At 67.0% G+C, this 14,132-nt stretch carries 23 protein-coding genes; all 23 read left to right on the top strand.

All coding sequences use genetic code 11. From position 1 onward, the window contains the following. Positions 1-371: 371 nt before the first annotated feature. The 23 genes from rpsL to rpsE all read left to right on the top strand — a co-directional run bounded on the left by rpsL (position 372) and on the right by rpsE (position 14,131). On the top strand, positions 372-746 hold the full coding sequence (gene rpsL / locus AB0H21_RS32850; protein ID WP_358524530.1) for a 30S ribosomal protein S12: 375 nt from the start codon (positions 372-374) through the stop codon (positions 744-746). Between the two features lies 1 nt (position 747). Continuing rightward, positions 748-1,218, top strand: a complete 471-nt coding sequence (gene rpsG / locus AB0H21_RS32845; protein ID WP_358524527.1) for a 30S ribosomal protein S7 — start codon at positions 748-750, stop codon at positions 1,216-1,218. A gap of 39 nt (positions 1,219-1,257) precedes the next feature. Beyond that, on the top strand, positions 1,258-3,357 hold the full coding sequence (gene fusA / locus AB0H21_RS32840; RefSeq protein ID WP_358524524.1) for an elongation factor G: 2,100 nt from the start codon (positions 1,258-1,260) through the stop codon (positions 3,355-3,357). A gap of 175 nt (positions 3,358-3,532) precedes the next feature. Further along, positions 3,533-4,726, top strand: a complete 1,194-nt coding sequence (gene tuf / locus AB0H21_RS32835) for an elongation factor Tu (protein ID WP_114032729.1) — start codon at positions 3,533-3,535, stop codon at positions 4,724-4,726. A 269-nt stretch (positions 4,727-4,995) separates the two neighbouring features. Continuing rightward, the gene (gene rpsJ / locus AB0H21_RS32830; protein WP_012887830.1) at positions 4,996-5,304 is read left to right on the top strand and encodes a 30S ribosomal protein S10; all 309 of its coding nucleotides are present in this window, start codon (positions 4,996-4,998) and stop codon (positions 5,302-5,304) included. Between the two features lie 14 nt (positions 5,305-5,318). Beyond that, the gene (gene rplC, locus AB0H21_RS32825) at positions 5,319-5,972 is read left to right on the top strand and encodes a 50S ribosomal protein L3 (protein ID WP_358524520.1); all 654 of its coding nucleotides are present in this window, start codon (positions 5,319-5,321) and stop codon (positions 5,970-5,972) included. Continuing rightward, complete coding sequence (rplD, locus tag AB0H21_RS32820) at positions 5,969-6,619, top strand: 50S ribosomal protein L4 (protein WP_358524518.1); 651 nt, start codon at positions 5,969-5,971, stop codon at positions 6,617-6,619. Before rplC ends, rplD begins: the two co-directional genes overlap by 4 nt. Continuing rightward, on the top strand, positions 6,619-6,921 hold the full coding sequence (rplW, locus tag AB0H21_RS32815) for a 50S ribosomal protein L23 (RefSeq protein WP_358524516.1): 303 nt from the start codon (positions 6,619-6,621) through the stop codon (positions 6,919-6,921). Before rplD ends, rplW begins: the two co-directional genes overlap by 1 nt. A 47-nt stretch (positions 6,922-6,968) precedes the next feature. Beyond that, on the top strand, positions 6,969-7,805 hold the full coding sequence (gene rplB, locus AB0H21_RS32810; protein WP_358524514.1) for a 50S ribosomal protein L2: 837 nt from the start codon (positions 6,969-6,971) through the stop codon (positions 7,803-7,805). Positions 7,806-7,816: 11 nt separating this feature from the next. Next, the gene (rpsS, locus tag AB0H21_RS32805; protein ID WP_184608224.1) at positions 7,817-8,095 is read left to right on the top strand and encodes a 30S ribosomal protein S19; all 279 of its coding nucleotides are present in this window, start codon (positions 7,817-7,819) and stop codon (positions 8,093-8,095) included. A 27-nt stretch (positions 8,096-8,122) separates the two neighbouring features. Then, positions 8,123-8,491, top strand: a complete 369-nt coding sequence (gene rplV, locus AB0H21_RS32800; protein ID WP_358524511.1) for a 50S ribosomal protein L22 — start codon at positions 8,123-8,125, stop codon at positions 8,489-8,491. Next, positions 8,491-9,357 (top strand): 30S ribosomal protein S3, encoded by an 867-nt coding sequence (gene rpsC, locus AB0H21_RS32795; RefSeq protein ID WP_358524509.1) that lies wholly within the window; start codon positions 8,491-8,493, stop codon positions 9,355-9,357. Before rplV ends, rpsC begins: the two co-directional genes overlap by 1 nt. 2 nt (positions 9,358-9,359) lie before the next feature. Beyond that, on the top strand, positions 9,360-9,779 hold the full coding sequence (gene rplP / locus AB0H21_RS32790) for a 50S ribosomal protein L16 (protein ID WP_114032737.1): 420 nt from the start codon (positions 9,360-9,362) through the stop codon (positions 9,777-9,779). Beyond that, positions 9,779-10,015 (top strand): 50S ribosomal protein L29, encoded by a 237-nt coding sequence (rpmC, locus tag AB0H21_RS32785; RefSeq protein ID WP_184608220.1) that lies wholly within the window; start codon positions 9,779-9,781, stop codon positions 10,013-10,015. The genes rplP and rpmC overlap by 1 nt, the downstream gene beginning before the upstream one ends. Next, positions 10,008-10,295: a 30S ribosomal protein S17 gene (gene rpsQ / locus AB0H21_RS32780; protein WP_114032738.1), complete on the top strand. Its 288-nt coding sequence runs from the start codon at positions 10,008-10,010 to the stop codon at positions 10,293-10,295. The genes rpmC and rpsQ overlap by 8 nt, the downstream gene beginning before the upstream one ends. 147 nt (positions 10,296-10,442) lie before the next feature. After that, positions 10,443-10,811: a 50S ribosomal protein L14 gene (gene rplN / locus AB0H21_RS32775; protein WP_114032739.1), complete on the top strand. Its 369-nt coding sequence runs from the start codon at positions 10,443-10,445 to the stop codon at positions 10,809-10,811. 9 nt (positions 10,812-10,820) lie between these two features. Beyond that, a complete protein-coding gene (rplX, locus tag AB0H21_RS32770; protein WP_358524600.1) occupies positions 10,821-11,135 on the top strand; it encodes a 50S ribosomal protein L24 in 315 nt (104 codons plus the stop codon). Further along, positions 11,135-11,710 carry a 50S ribosomal protein L5 gene (rplE, locus tag AB0H21_RS32765; protein ID WP_358524503.1) on the top strand — a complete coding sequence of 192 codons (576 nt, stop codon included), beginning with the start codon at positions 11,135-11,137 and terminating at the stop codon, positions 11,708-11,710. Before rplX ends, rplE begins: the two co-directional genes overlap by 1 nt. A 42-nt stretch (positions 11,711-11,752) precedes the next feature. After that, positions 11,753-11,938, top strand: a complete 186-nt coding sequence (locus AB0H21_RS32760; protein ID WP_114032742.1) for a type Z 30S ribosomal protein S14 — start codon at positions 11,753-11,755, stop codon at positions 11,936-11,938. Positions 11,939-12,076: 138 nt separating this feature from the next. Continuing rightward, positions 12,077-12,475: a 30S ribosomal protein S8 gene (rpsH, locus tag AB0H21_RS32755; RefSeq protein WP_189162753.1), complete on the top strand. Its 399-nt coding sequence runs from the start codon at positions 12,077-12,079 to the stop codon at positions 12,473-12,475. An 18-nt stretch (positions 12,476-12,493) separates the two neighbouring features. After that, positions 12,494-13,036 (top strand): 50S ribosomal protein L6, encoded by a 543-nt coding sequence (rplF, locus tag AB0H21_RS32750; protein WP_358524500.1) that lies wholly within the window; start codon positions 12,494-12,496, stop codon positions 13,034-13,036. Positions 13,037-13,038: 2 nt separating this feature from the next. Beyond that, on the top strand, positions 13,039-13,419 hold the full coding sequence (gene rplR / locus AB0H21_RS32745) for a 50S ribosomal protein L18 (RefSeq protein ID WP_358524497.1): 381 nt from the start codon (positions 13,039-13,041) through the stop codon (positions 13,417-13,419). 79 nt (positions 13,420-13,498) lie between these two features. Then, positions 13,499-14,131: a 30S ribosomal protein S5 gene (rpsE, locus tag AB0H21_RS32740; protein WP_114032746.1), complete on the top strand. Its 633-nt coding sequence runs from the start codon at positions 13,499-13,501 to the stop codon at positions 14,129-14,131. Position 14,132 lies beyond the last annotated feature (1 nt).

Raw genomic sequence — 14,132 nt, 5'->3', positions numbered from 1 at the left:
GTGGGCACGAAGATCTAGGGTGCGGGTCCCGCGCGTCACAGGGGGTCTGCCCCGCCCAGCCTCCGGTGTCCGGGGTCCACGCGGCGCCGGGACGGAACATGCGGGGCCGTCGTTTTGACGAGCCACGGCGGGCTGGGTAGCCTTGGTCGTCGTGCCTGCGGTCTCGTGGGCACTCGCTGGTGTCCCCGTTCGGGGGGCACCGTCGGCTTCCTCCACAAGCTCGGCCGCATCAGATGCATTGTTGTGAGCCGGGCGCGACACGCCCGAGCGCGTGGGTCGGAGCCGGAGTAAAACCAGCAGGTCATGACACCGGCAGAGCCTGCGAAACGTATGACTTTTCGAATCACCGGCCAAGCATGAACGGAGACGCGGTGCCCACGATTCAGCAGTTGGTCCGCAAGGGCCGCCAGGACAAGGTCAGTAAGACCAAGACTCCTGCACTCAAGGGAAGCCCGCAGCTTCGGGGTAACTGCGTGCGTGTCTACACCACGACCCCCAAGAAGCCGAACTCGGCGCTCCGTAAGGTCGCGCGTGTCCGCCTCAGCAGCGGCATCGAGGTCACCGCCTACATTCCCGGTGTGGGCCACAACCTCCAGGAGCACTCGATCGTGCTCGTGCGCGGCGGTCGTGTGAAGGACCTGCCGGGTGTGCGTTACAAGATCATCCGCGGTGCGCTGGACACCCAGGGTGTCCGCAACCGTAAGCAGGCCCGTAGCCGTTACGGCTCGAAGAGGGAGAAGAGCTGAGATGCCGCGCAAGGGTCCCGCTGGGCGCCGACAGCTTGTCGCAGACCCGGTGTTCAACTCGCCGCTGGTCACCGCGCTGATCAACAAGGTGCTGCTGAGCGGCAAGCGGTCTCTGGCTCAGAAGATCGTCTACGACGCCCTCGAGGGCTGCAAGGACAAGTCGGGCAACGACCCGGTCGTCACCCTCAAGCGGGCGCTCGACAACGTCAAGCCCACCCTCGAGGTTCGCAGCCGCCGTGTCGGTGGCGCGACCTACCAGGTGCCGGTGGAGGTGCGCGCGGCGCGCAGCACCACGCTGGCGCTGCGCTGGCTGGTGCAGTACTCCCGCGCCCGCCGCGAGAAGACCATGACCGAGCGCCTCATGAACGAGTTGCTCGACGCGAGCAACGGCCTCGGTGCCAGCGTGAAGCGGCGCGAGGACACGCACAAGATGGCCGAGTCCAACAAGGCCTTCGCCCACTACCGCTGGTAACCCCGGCGGCGACGACGAGACGACGAGGACGCGAGAGAAGTGGCCACATCGACCGCTCTTGACCTGGCCAGGGTCCGCAACATCGGGATCATGGCCCATATTGACGCGGGCAAGACCACCACGACCGAGCGCATCCTGTTCTACACCGGTATCAACTACAAGATCGGTGAAGTCCACGAGGGCGCTGCCACGATGGACTGGATGGAGCAGGAGCAGGAGCGCGGCATCACCATCACCTCCGCCGCGACCACCTGTACTTGGCTTGACCACACGATCAACATCATCGACACCCCTGGCCACGTCGACTTCACCGTCGAGGTCGAGCGCTCGCTCCGCGTTCTCGACGGTGCTGTGGCCGTGTTCGACGCCGTCGCCGGCGTCGAGCCCCAGTCGGAGACGGTGTGGCGTCAGGCCGACCGCTATGGCGTTCCGCGCATCTGCTTCGTCAACAAGATGGACCGCGTCGGCGCCGAGTTCCACCGCTGCGTGGACATGATCGTGTCGCGTCTTGGCGCCACCCCGCTGGTCATCCAGCTTCCGTGGGGCGTCGAGGCCGACTTCAAGGGCATCATCGACCTGGTGAAGATGAAGGGCCTGCTCTGGAGCGCCGAGGCGGCCAAGGGCGAGATGTACGACACCGTCGACATCCCGGCCGACCACGCCGAGGTCGCCCGCGAGTGGCGCGACAGGCTCATCGAGACCGTCGCCGAGAACGACGACGAGCTCATGGAGCTCTACCTGGAGGGCGTCGAGCCGTCCGAGGAGCAGCTCATCGCCGCCATTCGCCGCGCCACGCTCTCCAGCGCGCTCAACCCGGTCCTGTGCGGCACCGCGTTCAAGAACAAGGGCGTCCAGCCCCTGCTCGACGCGATCGTGGCCTACCTCCCGGCCCCGACCGACATCCCCGGACTCCAGGGGCACGCGGTCGGGAACGAGGAGCAGGTCATCGAGCGCCACGCGGACCCGAACGAGCCGTTCTCCGCTCTGGCCTTCAAGATCATGAGCGACCAGCACCTGGGCAAGCTCACCTTCATCCGGATCTACTCCGGCACGCTCGAGACGGGCACCTCTGTGGTGAACTCCGTCAAGGGCAAGAAGGAGCGCATCGGCAAGATCTACCAGATGCACGCCAACAAGCGCGAGGAGCGCCCGTCGGCAATCGCCGGTCAGATCGTCGCCGTCATGGGCCTGAAGGACACCACCACCGGTGACACCCTCAGCGACCCCGCGCACCAGGTCGTCCTGGAGTCGATGAACTTCCCGGCGCCGGTCATCAACGTCGCGATCGAGCCCAAGACCAAGGGTGACCAGGACAAGCTCGGCACCGCGATTCAGCGCCTGGCCGAGGAGGACCCCTCCTTCCAGGTCCGCCGGGACGATGAGACCGGGCAGACGGTCATCTGGGGCATGGGCGAGCTCCACCTGGAGATCCTCGTCGACCGCATGCGCCGCGAGTTCAAGGTCGAGGCCAACGTCGGCCGCCCGCAGGTCGCCTACCGCGAGACCATCCGCCGCAAGGTGGAGAAGGTCGAGTACACGCACAAGAAGCAGACCGGTGGTTCCGGCCAGTTCGCGCGCGTGATCATCGACCTGGAGCCGCTGGGCGAGGGCAACGACGGCTACGAGTTCTCCAACAAGGTCAGCGGTGGCCGCATCCCCCGGGAGTACATCCCGTCGGTGGACGCGGGGGCGCAGGAGGCCGCCGAGTTCGGCGTGCTGGCCGGCTACCCGATGGTGGGCGTCAAGGTCACCCTGCAGGACGGTGCCTACCACGAGGTCGACTCGTCCGAAATGGCTTTTAAGATCGCCGGTTCGATGGCCTTCAAGGAGGCCGCGCGCCGTGCGGACGCCGTAATCCTGGAGCCGATGATGGCCGTCGAGGTCACCACGCCCGAGGACTACATGGGTGACGTCATCGGCGACCTCAACGGCCGCCGCGGGCAGATCCAGGCGATGGAAGACCGGACCGGGGCCAAGGTCATCCAGGCTCTGGTTCCGCTGTCAGAGATGTTCGGCTACGTGGGCGACCTGCGAAGCAAGACCCAGGGCCGGGCGGTCTACAGCATGCAGTTCAGCTCCTACGCGGAGGTGCCTCCGGGCATCGCCAAGGAGATCGTCGCGAAGGCTCGGGGCGAATAGTTCCGACGCCCTTCAGGCCGGGGCGGCGAGACGATCGCCGCCCGCGGGCCGAGGGGCTCGGGGCGAAGGTCCCAGACCCCGACCGACTCGGGTGGCGAGCGATCGCCGCCCGGGGATCGGGCTCCGAGCCCGAGTGAGTAGCAAGGCACGTCAGAATCTCTAAGGAGACAGAGCAGTGGCCAAGGCCAAGTTCGAGCGGACCAAGCCGCACGTGAACATCGGCACCATTGGGCACATCGACCACGGCAAGACCACTCTGACCGCGGCGATCACCAAGGTGCTTCACGACCGTTTCCCTCACCTCAATGAGGCGACCCCGTTCGACAAGATCGACAAGGCGCCCGAGGAGAAGGCCCGCGGCATCACCATCTCCATCGCCCACGTCGAGTACCAGACCGAGAAGCGTCACTACGCTCACGTGGACTGCCCGGGTCACGCCGACTACGTCAAGAACATGATCACCGGTGCCGCCCAGATGGACGGCGCGATCCTCGTGGTCGCCGCCACCGACGGCCCGATGCCGCAGACGAAGGAGCACGTCCTCCTGGCCCGCCAGGTCGGCGTCCCCTACATCGTCGTCGCCCTGAACAAGGCCGACATGGTGGACGACGAGGAGATCCTGGAGCTCGTCGAGCTCGAGGTCCGCGAGCTGCTGTCCGCCCAGGAGTTCCCGGGCGACGACCTGCCGGTCGTGCGCGTCTCGGCGCTGAAGGCGCTCGAGGGCGACGAGAAGTGGGGCGACTCGATCATCGAGCTCATGAACGCCGTGGACGAGAACGTCCCCGAGCCCGTTCGTGACACCGAGAAGCCGTTCCTGATGCCGATCGAGGACGTGTTCTCGATCACCGGCCGCGGCACCGTCGTGACCGGCCGTATCGAGCGCGGCATCGTCAAGGTCAACGAGACCGTCGACATCATCGGCATCAAGGACAAGAGCACCACGACCACCGTCACCGGTGTCGAGATGTTCCGCAAGCTCCTTGACGAGGGCCGGGCCGGTGACAACGTCGGTCTGCTCCTGCGCGGTATCAAGCGCGAGGACGTCGAGCGCGGCCAGTGCATCATCAAGCCGGGCACGACGACCCCGCACACCGAGTTCGAGGCTCAGGTCTACATCCTGTCCAAGGACGAGGGCGGTCGCCACACGCCGTTCTTCAACAACTACCGCCCGCAGTTCTACTTCCGTACCACGGACGTGACGGGCGTCGTGACCCTGCCCGAGGGCACCGAGATGGTCATGCCCGGTGACAACACCGAGATGACCGTCCAGCTCATCCAGCCGATCGCGATGGAGGACGGCCTCAAGTTCGCCATCCGCGAGGGTGGCCGCACCGTCGGTGCGGGCCGCGTCACCAAGATCATCAAGTAGCACGACCGCGGGTCGGCGGTCGGAGCCGGAACTCCGGGTCCGACCGCCGCACCACGACGGGGCCGAGAACGCCGGCCCCCGAGCCCCGGCGAGACTTCGAGCCCGACCCAGGCCCGTGATCTCGCAGCCGTCTCGGTCTCACGACCGAGTCGACTGCAAGATCACGGAAGTATGAGACGGGTCAGCGGCACCCAGGCCGGGACACCTGACAGCGGCACAAGGCCGCACGAAACTTTTGCAGGACGACAGCGAAGGACACCGAGGCCACTATGGCGGGACAGAAGATCCGCATCCGGCTTAAGGCCTATGACCACGAGGTCATCGACAGCTCGGCCAAGAAGATCGTCGAGACGGTGACGCGGACTGGCGCGAAGGTCGCGGGCCCGGTGCCGTTGCCGACCGAGAAGAACGTGTACTGCGTCATCCGCTCGCCGCACAAGTACAAGGACAGCCGTGAGCACTTCGAAATGCGCACGCACAAGCGGCTGATTGACATCATCGATCCGACGCCGAAGACGGTCGACTCGCTCATGCGCCTCGACCTCCCGGCCGGCGTCGACATCTCGATCAAGCTCTGAGGGAACGCACTGACATGGCTAAGCAGATCAAGGGCGTCCTGGGCAAGAAGCTCGGCATGACCCAGGTCTTCGACGAGGGCAACCGGATGGTTCCGGTGACCGTCGTCGAGGCCGGTCCGTGCGTGGTGACCCGCGTCCGCAGTGAAGAAAAGGACGGCTACTCGGCCGTTCAGCTCGGCTACGGGCAGGTCGACCCGCGCAAGGTCAACAAGCCCCTGGGTGACTACCTGCGCAAGCACGACATCACCCCGCGCCGCTACTTCGTCGAGGTCCGCACCAGCGACGCCTCCGAGTACACCCTCGGCCAGGAGGTCCTGGCCGACACCTTCGAGGCCGGCCAGTTCGTGGACGTCACGGGCAAGAGCAAGGGCAAGGGCTTCGCGGGTGTCATGAAGCGTCACGGCTTCCGCGGTCTGGGCGCCTCGCACGGTACCCAGCGCAAGCACCGCTCGCCCGGCTCCATCGGCGGCTGCGCCACCCCGGGCCGCGTCTTCAAGGGCGTGCGCATGGCCGGCCGCATGGGCAACACCCGCACCACGGTCCAGAACCTCAAGGTTCACGCCGTCGACGTCGAAAAGGGCCTCATCCTGCTCAAGGGCGCCGTCCCCGGCGCCAACGGCAGCCTGATCCTCATTCGCACCGCCGCCAAGAAGGGGGCTGCCAAGTGAGCACCACCATTGACATCCTCGACGCGGCCGGCGCGAAGACCGGAAGCGTCGACCTGCCCGAGGACATCTTCGGGGCCAAGGTCAACATCCCGCTGATCCACCAGGTCGTCGTCGCCCAGCTGGCCGCGCGCCGCCAGGGCACCCACAAGACGAAGACCCGCGGCAATGTCAGCGGTGGCGGCAAGAAGCCGTACCGGCAGAAGGGCACCGGCCGCGCCCGCCAGGGCTCGACCCGCGCGCCGCAGTTCGCCGGCGGTGGCACCGTCCACGGTCCCCAGCCGCGCGACTACTCGCAGCGGACGCCCAAGAAGATGAAGGCCGCGGCGCTTCGCGGAGCCCTCAGCGACCGCGCGGTCGGTGGCCGGGTTCACATCGTCGACAGCCTGGTCACGGGGGAGACCCCGAAGACCAAGGTGGCGCTCGCGGCCCTGCGCACCATCACCAAGGCTCGCAGCGTCCTCGTCGTGGTCGACGAGGGTGACGAGTTCACCTGGCTGAGCCTGCGCAACGCCCCGGAGGTTCACCTCCTGGACGCGGGCCAGCTCAACACCTATGACGTGCTCTGCTACGACGACCTGGTCTTCACCCGTGAGGCCTACGACCAGGTCGTGGCGCGGCTGGGCGGCAGCGGGAAGGAAGACGCCTGATGCAGAAGATCGCCGACCCGCGCGACATCATCATCAAGCCGATCGTCTCCGAGAAGAGCTACGGCCTGATCGATGAGCACAACAAGTACACGTTCCTGGTGCGCAAGACGGCCAACAAGACCCAGGTCAAGATCGCGATCGAGCAGATCTTCGGCGTCAAGGTCACGAGCGTGAACACGATCAACAGGCAGGGCAAGCGCAAGCGCACGAAGTTCGGCTACGGCCAGCGCCCCAGCACCAAGCGGGCGATCGTGAGCCTGGTGGAAGGCGACCGGATCGACATCTTCGGTCAGATCAGCTGATCTCCACCGCATTGCCACGCAACACCGACGAGGGATGAACGAAAAAGATGGGCATCCGTAAATACAAGCCGACGACTCCGGGTCGTCGCGGCGCGAGCGTCTCGGACTTCGCCGAGATCACGCGTAGCACGCCGGAGAAGTCGCTGCTTGCTCCCCTGCACAGCAAGGGTGGCCGTAACGTCCACGGCCGTGTGACCGCGCGTCACCAGGGCGGCGGGCACAAGCGCGCCTACCGGATCATCGACTTCCGGCGCCACGACAAGGACGGCATCCCGGCGAAGGTCGCTCACATCGAGTACGACCCGAACCGGACCTCGCGCATCGCGCTCCTGCACTACGCGGACGGCGAGAAGCGCTACATCCTCGCTCCCACGGGCATCAAGCAGGGCGACCGCATCGAGAACGGCCCCGCGGCCGACATCAAGCCGGGCAACTGCCTGCCGCTGCGCAACATCCCGACCGGTACCTTCATCCACGCCGTGGAGCTGAAGCCCGGTGGCGGCGCGAAGCTCGGCCGGTCCGCCGGCGTGCAGATCCAGCTCCTGGCAAAGGAGGGGCAGTACGCCACGCTGCGTATGCCCTCCGGCGAAATGCGCCAGGTGGACGTGCGCTGCCGCGCCTCGGTCGGCCAGGTCGGCAACGCCGAGCAGGCCAACATCAACATCGGCAAGGCCGGTCGTAACCGCTGGAAGGGCAAGCGCCCGACCGTCCGCGGTGTCGCCATGAACCCGGTCGACCACCCGCACGGTGGTGGTGAGGGCAAGACCTCCGGCGGTCGCCACCCGGTGAACCCCAAGGGCAAGCCCGAGGGCCGTACCCGTCAGGCCAACAAGGCCAGCGACCGACTGATCATCCGTCGGCGGAGCAAGAGGAAGAAGCGGTAGGAGCAGCCTAAATGCCACGTAGCCTTAAGAAGGGCCCCTTCGTCGACGACCACCTGATGAAGAAGGTGGACACGCAGAACGAAAAGGGCACCAAGAACGTCATCAAGACGTGGTCGCGGCGCTCCATGATCGTGCCCGACATGCTCGGCCACACGATCGCCGTCCACGACGGGCGCAAGCACGTCCCGGTCTTCGTCACCGAGTCGATGATCGGCCACAAGCTGGGCGAGTTCGCGCCGACGCGGACCTTCCGCAGCCACGTCAAGGAAGACCGGCGTAGCCGGCGGTAAGCGCCTTTCAGAAACGAGGAGTAAGCGATGGAAGCCAGGGCTCAGGCGCGGTTCGTCCGCGTCACGCCCCAGAAGGCCCGCCGTGTGGTGGACCTCATTCGCGGGCTGCCCGCTTCGGAGGCGCAGGCCGTGCTGCAGTTCGCCCCTCAGGCGGCGAGCGAGCCGATCTACAAGGTGCTGTCGAGCGCGATGGCGAACGCCGAGCACAACTTCAAGCTCGAGCGCGACACTCTGGTCGTGAGCCGCGCGTGGGTCGACGAGGGCCCGACGCTCAAGCGGTTCCGCCCCCGTGCCCAGGGCCGTGCCTATCGGATCAACAAGCGGACGAGCCACATCACTGTGATCGTCGAGTCCCGGCCCGAGCGCCAGGGCAAGCCGAAGGGAAGGACCCGCTAGTGGGCCAGAAGGTTAACCCGCACGGGTTCCGGCTCGGCATCACGACCGACTTCAAGAGCCGGTGGTACGCCGACAAGCTGTACAAGTCGTACGTCGCCGAGGACGTGTCGATCCGCCGCATGCTGCAGAAGGGCATGGAGCGCGCCGGCATCTCCAAGGTCGAGATCGAGCGCACCACCGACCGCGTCCAGGTCGACATCCACACCGCCCGGCCGGGCATCGTCATCGGCCGCCGCGGCGCCGAGGCGGACCGCATCCGTGGCGACCTCGAGAAGCTGACCAAGAAGCAGGTCCAGCTCAACATCCTCGAGGTCAAGAACCCCGAGGTCGACGCCCAGCTCGTCGCCCAGGGCGTGGCCGAGCAGCTCTCCAGCCGGGTCTCCTTCCGGCGGGCGATGCGCAAGGCCATGCAGTCGGCGATGAAGAGCGGCGCCAAGGGCATCCGTGTCCAGTGCTCCGGCCGTCTCGGCGGCGCCGAGATGTCGCGCTCGGAGTTCTACCGCGAGGGCCGCGTGCCGCTGCACACCCTCCGCGCGGACATCGACTACGGCTTCTACGAGGCCCGCACCACCTTCGGTCGTATCGGCGTGAAGGTGTGGATCTACAAGGGCGAGGCCCCGACCAGCCGCGCCGAGCGCGAGGCGGCCGCCGCCGGTGCGCGCGCCGGCGGCCAGCGTCGTGACCGCACCGACCGGCCGCAGCGCGGTCGTGGCGGCGCGGGCGGCGGCGGTCGTGGTGGACGTGACGGCGGCGCGCCTCGTGGCGGCGGTCGTGGCGGAGCCAGCGGAGCCAGGACCGAGAACACCGCGCCCGCTGGGGCGCCCGAGACCGGCCCGGCGGAGCAGCCGGGTGCTGAGGGGAGCTGACCATGCTGATCCCGCGCAGGGTCAAGCACCGTAAGCAGCACCGGCCCGACCGCAGCGGCGCCGCCAAGGGCGGCACCAGGGTCGTGTTCGGCGAGTACGGCATCCAGGCGCTTGAGCACCACTACGTGACCAACCGCCAGATCGAGGCCGCTCGTATCGCCATGACCCGGCACATCCGCCGTGGCGGCAAGGTGTGGATCAACATCTACCCGGACCGCCCTCTGACCAAGAAGCCGGCCGAGACCCGCATGGGTTCCGGTAAGGGTTCGCCGGAGTGGTGGATCGCCAACGTCAAGCCCGGCCGCGTCATGTTCGAGCTTTCCGGCGTCACCGAGCCGGTCGCCCGCGAGGCCCTGCGCCGCGCGATGCACAAGCTCCCTATGAAGTGCCGGTTCGTCAAGCGTGAAGTGGGTGAGGCGTGATGGCTAAGGGCCTGACCGCCGGTGAGCTGCGGACTTCTGACCAGGAAGAGCTGGTCCAGAAGCTGAAGGAAGCCAAGGAGGAGCTGTTCAACCTCCGCTTCCAGGCGGCGACCGGTCAGTTGGAGAGCCATGGGCGGCTCCGCGCCGTCCGCCGCGAGATCGCCCGTATCTACACCGTGATGCGCGAGCGGGAGCTCGGCATCATCACGGTCGAGAAGGAGCCGAGCGATGGCTGAGACAACTGAGACCACCGAGACCGCACAGGCGCGGAACTACCGCAAGACCCGCGAGGGTCTGGTCGTCAGCGACAAGATGGACAAGACCGTCGTCGTCGCCGTTGAGGACCGCGTCAAGCACCCGCTGTACGGCAAGGTCATCCGCCGTACGACCAAGTACAAGGCTCACGACGAGCAGAACTCCTGCGGCGTCGGCGACCGCGTCCTCCTGATGGAGACCCGGCCGCTGTCCGCCACCAAGCGGTGGCGGGTCGTGGAGATCCTCGAGCGGGCCAAGTAAGTCGCCGTGCGGGAGGCCCCCCGGAAGGGGGTCTCCCGTGTGGCGTCCCCCCTCGGAGCCGGCAGGGCCGCCGCCGGGGGTGTAAAGACCGAATCTAGTTCCGCCAGGCTCAGAGAATGAGAACCGGCGTGACACACGGGAGTTGACGTGATCCAGCAGGAGTCGCGACTCAAGGTCGCCGACAACACGGGTGCCAAGGAGCTTTTGTGCATCCGCGTGCTCGGTGGCTCGGGTCGGCGCTACGCGGGTATCGGCGACATCATCGTCGCGACGGTGAAGGACGCCCTTCCCGCCGCGGGTGTCAAAAAGGGTGATGTGGTCAAGGCTGTCGTGGTGCGCACCAGTAAGGAGCGCCGCCGCCCCGACGGCTCCTACATCCGCTTCGACGAGAACGCCGCGGTCATCATCAAGGACAGCGGTGACCCTCGGGGCACGCGTATCTTCGGTCCGGTGGGTCGCGAGCTGCGCGAGAAGAAGTTCATGCGCATCATCTCGCTCGCGCCGGAGGTGTTGTAGATGCCGAAGCTGCATGTGAAGAAGGGTGACCTCGTCCAGGTCATCGCCGGTAAGGACAAGGGTGCCAAGGGCCGCGTGATCCGCGCCATTCCGACCGAGGACCGCGTGGTCGTCGAGGGCGTGAACCTGGTCAAGAAGCACTCCAAGGTCACCCACCAGGGACCGCGCGGCGCCAAGGAAGGCGGCGTGCAGACCCTGGAGGCCCCCATCCACGTGAGCAACGTGAAGAAGCTCAAGGATGAGGCCAAGAAGGACGAGGCGAAGAAGGACGACAAGCCCGCGAAGAAGGCCGCCGAGGCCGGCGAATCGGGTGAGGACAACTGATGACCGCCACCACCACTGAGACCGAGCGCCCCGTGCCGCGCCTCAAGCAGCGGTACCGCGAGGAGATCGCGGAGAAGCTGCGCGAGCAGTTCGGCATCGAGAACGTCATGCAGATCCCCAAGCTCACCAAGATCAAGGTGAACATGGGCGTCGGCGAGGCGGCCCGGGACTCCAAGCTCATCGAGGGCGCGGTCCGCGACCTCACGGCCATCACCGGCCAGAAGCCGGCGGTCGCCCACGCCCGCAAGTCCATCGCGCAGTTCAAGCTGCGTGAGGGCATGCCGATCGGCGCGCACGTGACGCTGCGCGGCGACCGCATGTGGGAGTTCCTCGACCGGCTGCTCTCCCTCGCGCTTCCGCGTATCCGGGACTTCCGCGGCCTCTCGCCCAAGCAGTTCGACGGCAACGGGAACTACACCTTCGGGCTGACCGAGCAGGTCATGTTCCACGAGGTGGACCCCGACAGGGTCGACCGCCAGCGGGGCATGGACATCACGGTCGTGACCACCGCCACGAACGACGACCAGGGCCGGGCGCTGCTCAAGCTTCTCGGCTTTCCCTTCAAGGAAGCGTAGGCAGTCACGATGGCTGTGGATCGCAACAAGGAGGCCTGAGCAATGGCCAAGAAGTCTCTGATCGCCAAGGCCGAGCGCAAGCCGAAGTTCGGTGTCCGCGCGTACACTCGTTGTTCGCGTTGTGGCCGGCCCCGCGCCGTCTACCGCAAGTTCGGCCTCTGCCGCGTCTGCTTCCGCGAGATGGCGCACCGGGGCGAGCTGCCCGGCATCACCAAGTCGAGCTGGTAGCCCGCGTGCGGGCCTCCTCCAGGGGGCCCGCGCCGTACCGGCTCATTTCAAAGTCATATCAACCGGGCGCCGATCGAGGCGCCCACGACCACACCGTAGGTCCCTCTCGGGAAACCGCGGTGAGGAGGGCCACCGGCCATGACGATGACCGACCCGATCGCAGACATGCTGACGCGTCTGCGTAACGCGAACTCGGCATACCACGACACCGTGGCCATGCCGTACTCGAAGATCAAGGCGCACATCGCCGAGATCCTCCAGCAGGAGGGTTACATCCAGGCTTGGACCGTCGAGGACGCCAAGGTTGGAAAGAACCTCGTGGTGGAGCTCAAGTTCGGGCCCACGCGTGAACGGTCAATCGCGGGCCTGCGCCGGGTTTCCAAGCCCGGTCTGCGGGTCTATGCAAAGAAGGACAACCTGCCCAAGGTCCTGGGCGGTCTCGGCGTCGCGATCATCTCGACGTCCGGTGGCCTCATGACCGACAAGCAGGCCGGCAAGCGTGGTGTGGGCGGGGAAGTCCTCGCCTACGTTTGGTAACGAGGGGAGGAATCCAGCATGTCGCGAATTGGACGGCTGCCCATCCCCGTACCGAATGGTGTGGACATCACCATCGACGGCCGGGATGTCACGGTCAAGGGGCCGAAGGGCACGCTCTCGCACACGATCGCCGAGCCGATCGACGTCGCCCGTGCGGATGACGGCAACATCACCGTCACCCGTCCGAACGATGAGAACAAGGTACGCGCGCTCCACGGGCTGTCCCGGACGCTGATCTCCAACATGGTGGACGGCGTGACCAAGGGCTACAGCAAGACGCTGGAGATCGTCGGCGTCGGTTACCGCGTCCAGGCCAAGGGCCCGACGCAGTTGGAGTTCTCGCTGGGCTTCAGCCACCCGGTGATCGTCGACGCCCCCGAGGGCGTCTCCTTCCGCGTCGAGCGGCCGACCCTGTTCCACGTGGACGGCATCGACAAGCAGAAGGTCGGCGAGGTCGCCGCGAACATCCGCAAGCTGCGCAAGCCCGACCCCTACAAGGGCAAGGGCGTGCGGTACCAGGGCGAAGTCATCCGCCGCAAGGTCGGAAAGGCTGGTAAGTAGTCATGGCCTTCACCAAGGTTGCCAAGCACACGGCCGCCCGTGCGCTGTCGCGCTCGCGCCGTCACCGTCGCGTCCGCAAGAAGGTCGTCGGCTCTCTGGCCCGTCCGCGCCTGGTCATCAACCGCTCCGCGCGCCACATTTTCGTCCAGATCGTGGACGACACCGCGGGTCACACGCTGGCGAGCGCCTCCACCCTGGACGTCTCGCTGCGTACGTCCGAGGGCACCAAGACGGACAAGGCGAAGAAGGTCGGCGAGCTCGTCGCTCAGCGGGCCAAGGCCGCCGGGATCACCGCTGTCGTGTTCGACCGCGGTGGCAACCGCTACGCGGGCCGCATCGCGGCCCTCGCGGACAGCGCCCGAGAAGGCGGGCTGGAGTTCTGATGTCCGAGGAACGCCACTGTGTCCGAGGATCGGAACCGGCCAGGATCGCAATCAAGAGCAACGAGGAGAGGAACCACTGATGGCTGCAGCTCCGCGTCGCGGTGCCGGCGGCGGTGGTGAGCGGCGTGACCGTCGCGACGATCGCCGCGGCGGCGCTGCCGAGAAGGGCGTCTCGTACATCGAGCGCGTCGTAAAGATCAACCGGGTCGCCAAGGTCGTCAAGGGCGGCCGGCGCTTCAGCTTCACCGCCCTGGTCGTCGTCGGCGACGGCAACGGCCTGGTCGGCGTCGGGTACGGCAAGGCCAAGGAGGTGCCCGCGGCGATCGCCAAGGGCGTCGAGGAGGCCAAGAAGCACTTCTTCAAGGTGCCGCGCATCCAGGGCACCATCCCGCACACCGTGCAGGGTGAGGACGCCGCGGGCGTCGTCCTGCTGCGCCCGGCCTCGCCCGGTACCGGTGTCATCGCGGGTGGCCCCGTGCGCGCCGTCCTGGAGTGCGCCGGCATCCACGACGTGCTGTCCAAGTCGCTCGGCTCGGACAACCCGATCAACATCGTCCACGCCACCGTCGCGGCTCTGAAGGGCCTCAGCAGGCCCGAGGAGATCGCCGCGCGTCGTGGGCTGCCGATCGAGCACGTCGCCCCTGTGCGCATGCTCAAGGCCCGCGCCGAGGGCATCGCCGAGGCTGCGGCCGCGGCGAAGGCGGTGAGCTAGC

The organism is Sphaerisporangium sp. NPDC051011, assembly GCF_040653595.1.
Taxonomy (GTDB): Bacteria; Actinomycetota; Actinomycetes; order Streptosporangiales; family Streptosporangiaceae; genus Sphaerisporangium.
This window is presented reverse-complemented; position numbering and strand designations above follow the sequence as displayed.

What these genes read in the sequence shown, in the direction of transcription:
- rpsG (WP_358524527.1), top strand. Translation starts at nt 748, where the DNA reads ATGCCGCGCAAGGGTCCCGCTGGGCGCCGACAGCTTGTCGCAGACCCG.
- rpsJ (WP_012887830.1), top strand. Translation starts at nt 4,996, where the DNA reads ATGGCGGGACAGAAGATCCGCATCCGGCTTAAGGCCTATGACCACGAG.
- rplC (WP_358524520.1), top strand. Translation starts at nt 5,319, where the DNA reads ATGGCTAAGCAGATCAAGGGCGTCCTGGGCAAGAAGCTCGGCATGACC.
- rplW (WP_358524516.1), top strand. Translation starts at nt 6,619, where the DNA reads ATGCAGAAGATCGCCGACCCGCGCGACATCATCATCAAGCCGATCGTC.
- rplB (WP_358524514.1), top strand. Translation starts at nt 6,969, where the DNA reads ATGGGCATCCGTAAATACAAGCCGACGACTCCGGGTCGTCGCGGCGCG.
- rpsS (WP_184608224.1), top strand. Translation starts at nt 7,817, where the DNA reads ATGCCACGTAGCCTTAAGAAGGGCCCCTTCGTCGACGACCACCTGATG.
- rplV (WP_358524511.1), top strand. Translation starts at nt 8,123, where the DNA reads ATGGAAGCCAGGGCTCAGGCGCGGTTCGTCCGCGTCACGCCCCAGAAG.
- rplP (WP_114032737.1), top strand. Translation starts at nt 9,360, where the DNA reads ATGCTGATCCCGCGCAGGGTCAAGCACCGTAAGCAGCACCGGCCCGAC.
- rpmC (WP_184608220.1), top strand. Translation starts at nt 9,779, where the DNA reads ATGGCTAAGGGCCTGACCGCCGGTGAGCTGCGGACTTCTGACCAGGAA.
- rpsQ (WP_114032738.1), top strand. Translation starts at nt 10,008, where the DNA reads ATGGCTGAGACAACTGAGACCACCGAGACCGCACAGGCGCGGAACTAC.
- rplE (WP_358524503.1), top strand. Translation starts at nt 11,135, where the DNA reads ATGACCGCCACCACCACTGAGACCGAGCGCCCCGTGCCGCGCCTCAAG.
- AB0H21_RS32760 (WP_114032742.1), top strand. Translation starts at nt 11,753, where the DNA reads ATGGCCAAGAAGTCTCTGATCGCCAAGGCCGAGCGCAAGCCGAAGTTC.
- rpsH (WP_189162753.1), top strand. Translation starts at nt 12,077, where the DNA reads ATGACGATGACCGACCCGATCGCAGACATGCTGACGCGTCTGCGTAAC.
- rplF (WP_358524500.1), top strand. Translation starts at nt 12,494, where the DNA reads ATGTCGCGAATTGGACGGCTGCCCATCCCCGTACCGAATGGTGTGGAC.
- rplR (WP_358524497.1), top strand. Translation starts at nt 13,039, where the DNA reads ATGGCCTTCACCAAGGTTGCCAAGCACACGGCCGCCCGTGCGCTGTCG.
- rpsE (WP_114032746.1), top strand. Translation starts at nt 13,499, where the DNA reads ATGGCTGCAGCTCCGCGTCGCGGTGCCGGCGGCGGTGGTGAGCGGCGT.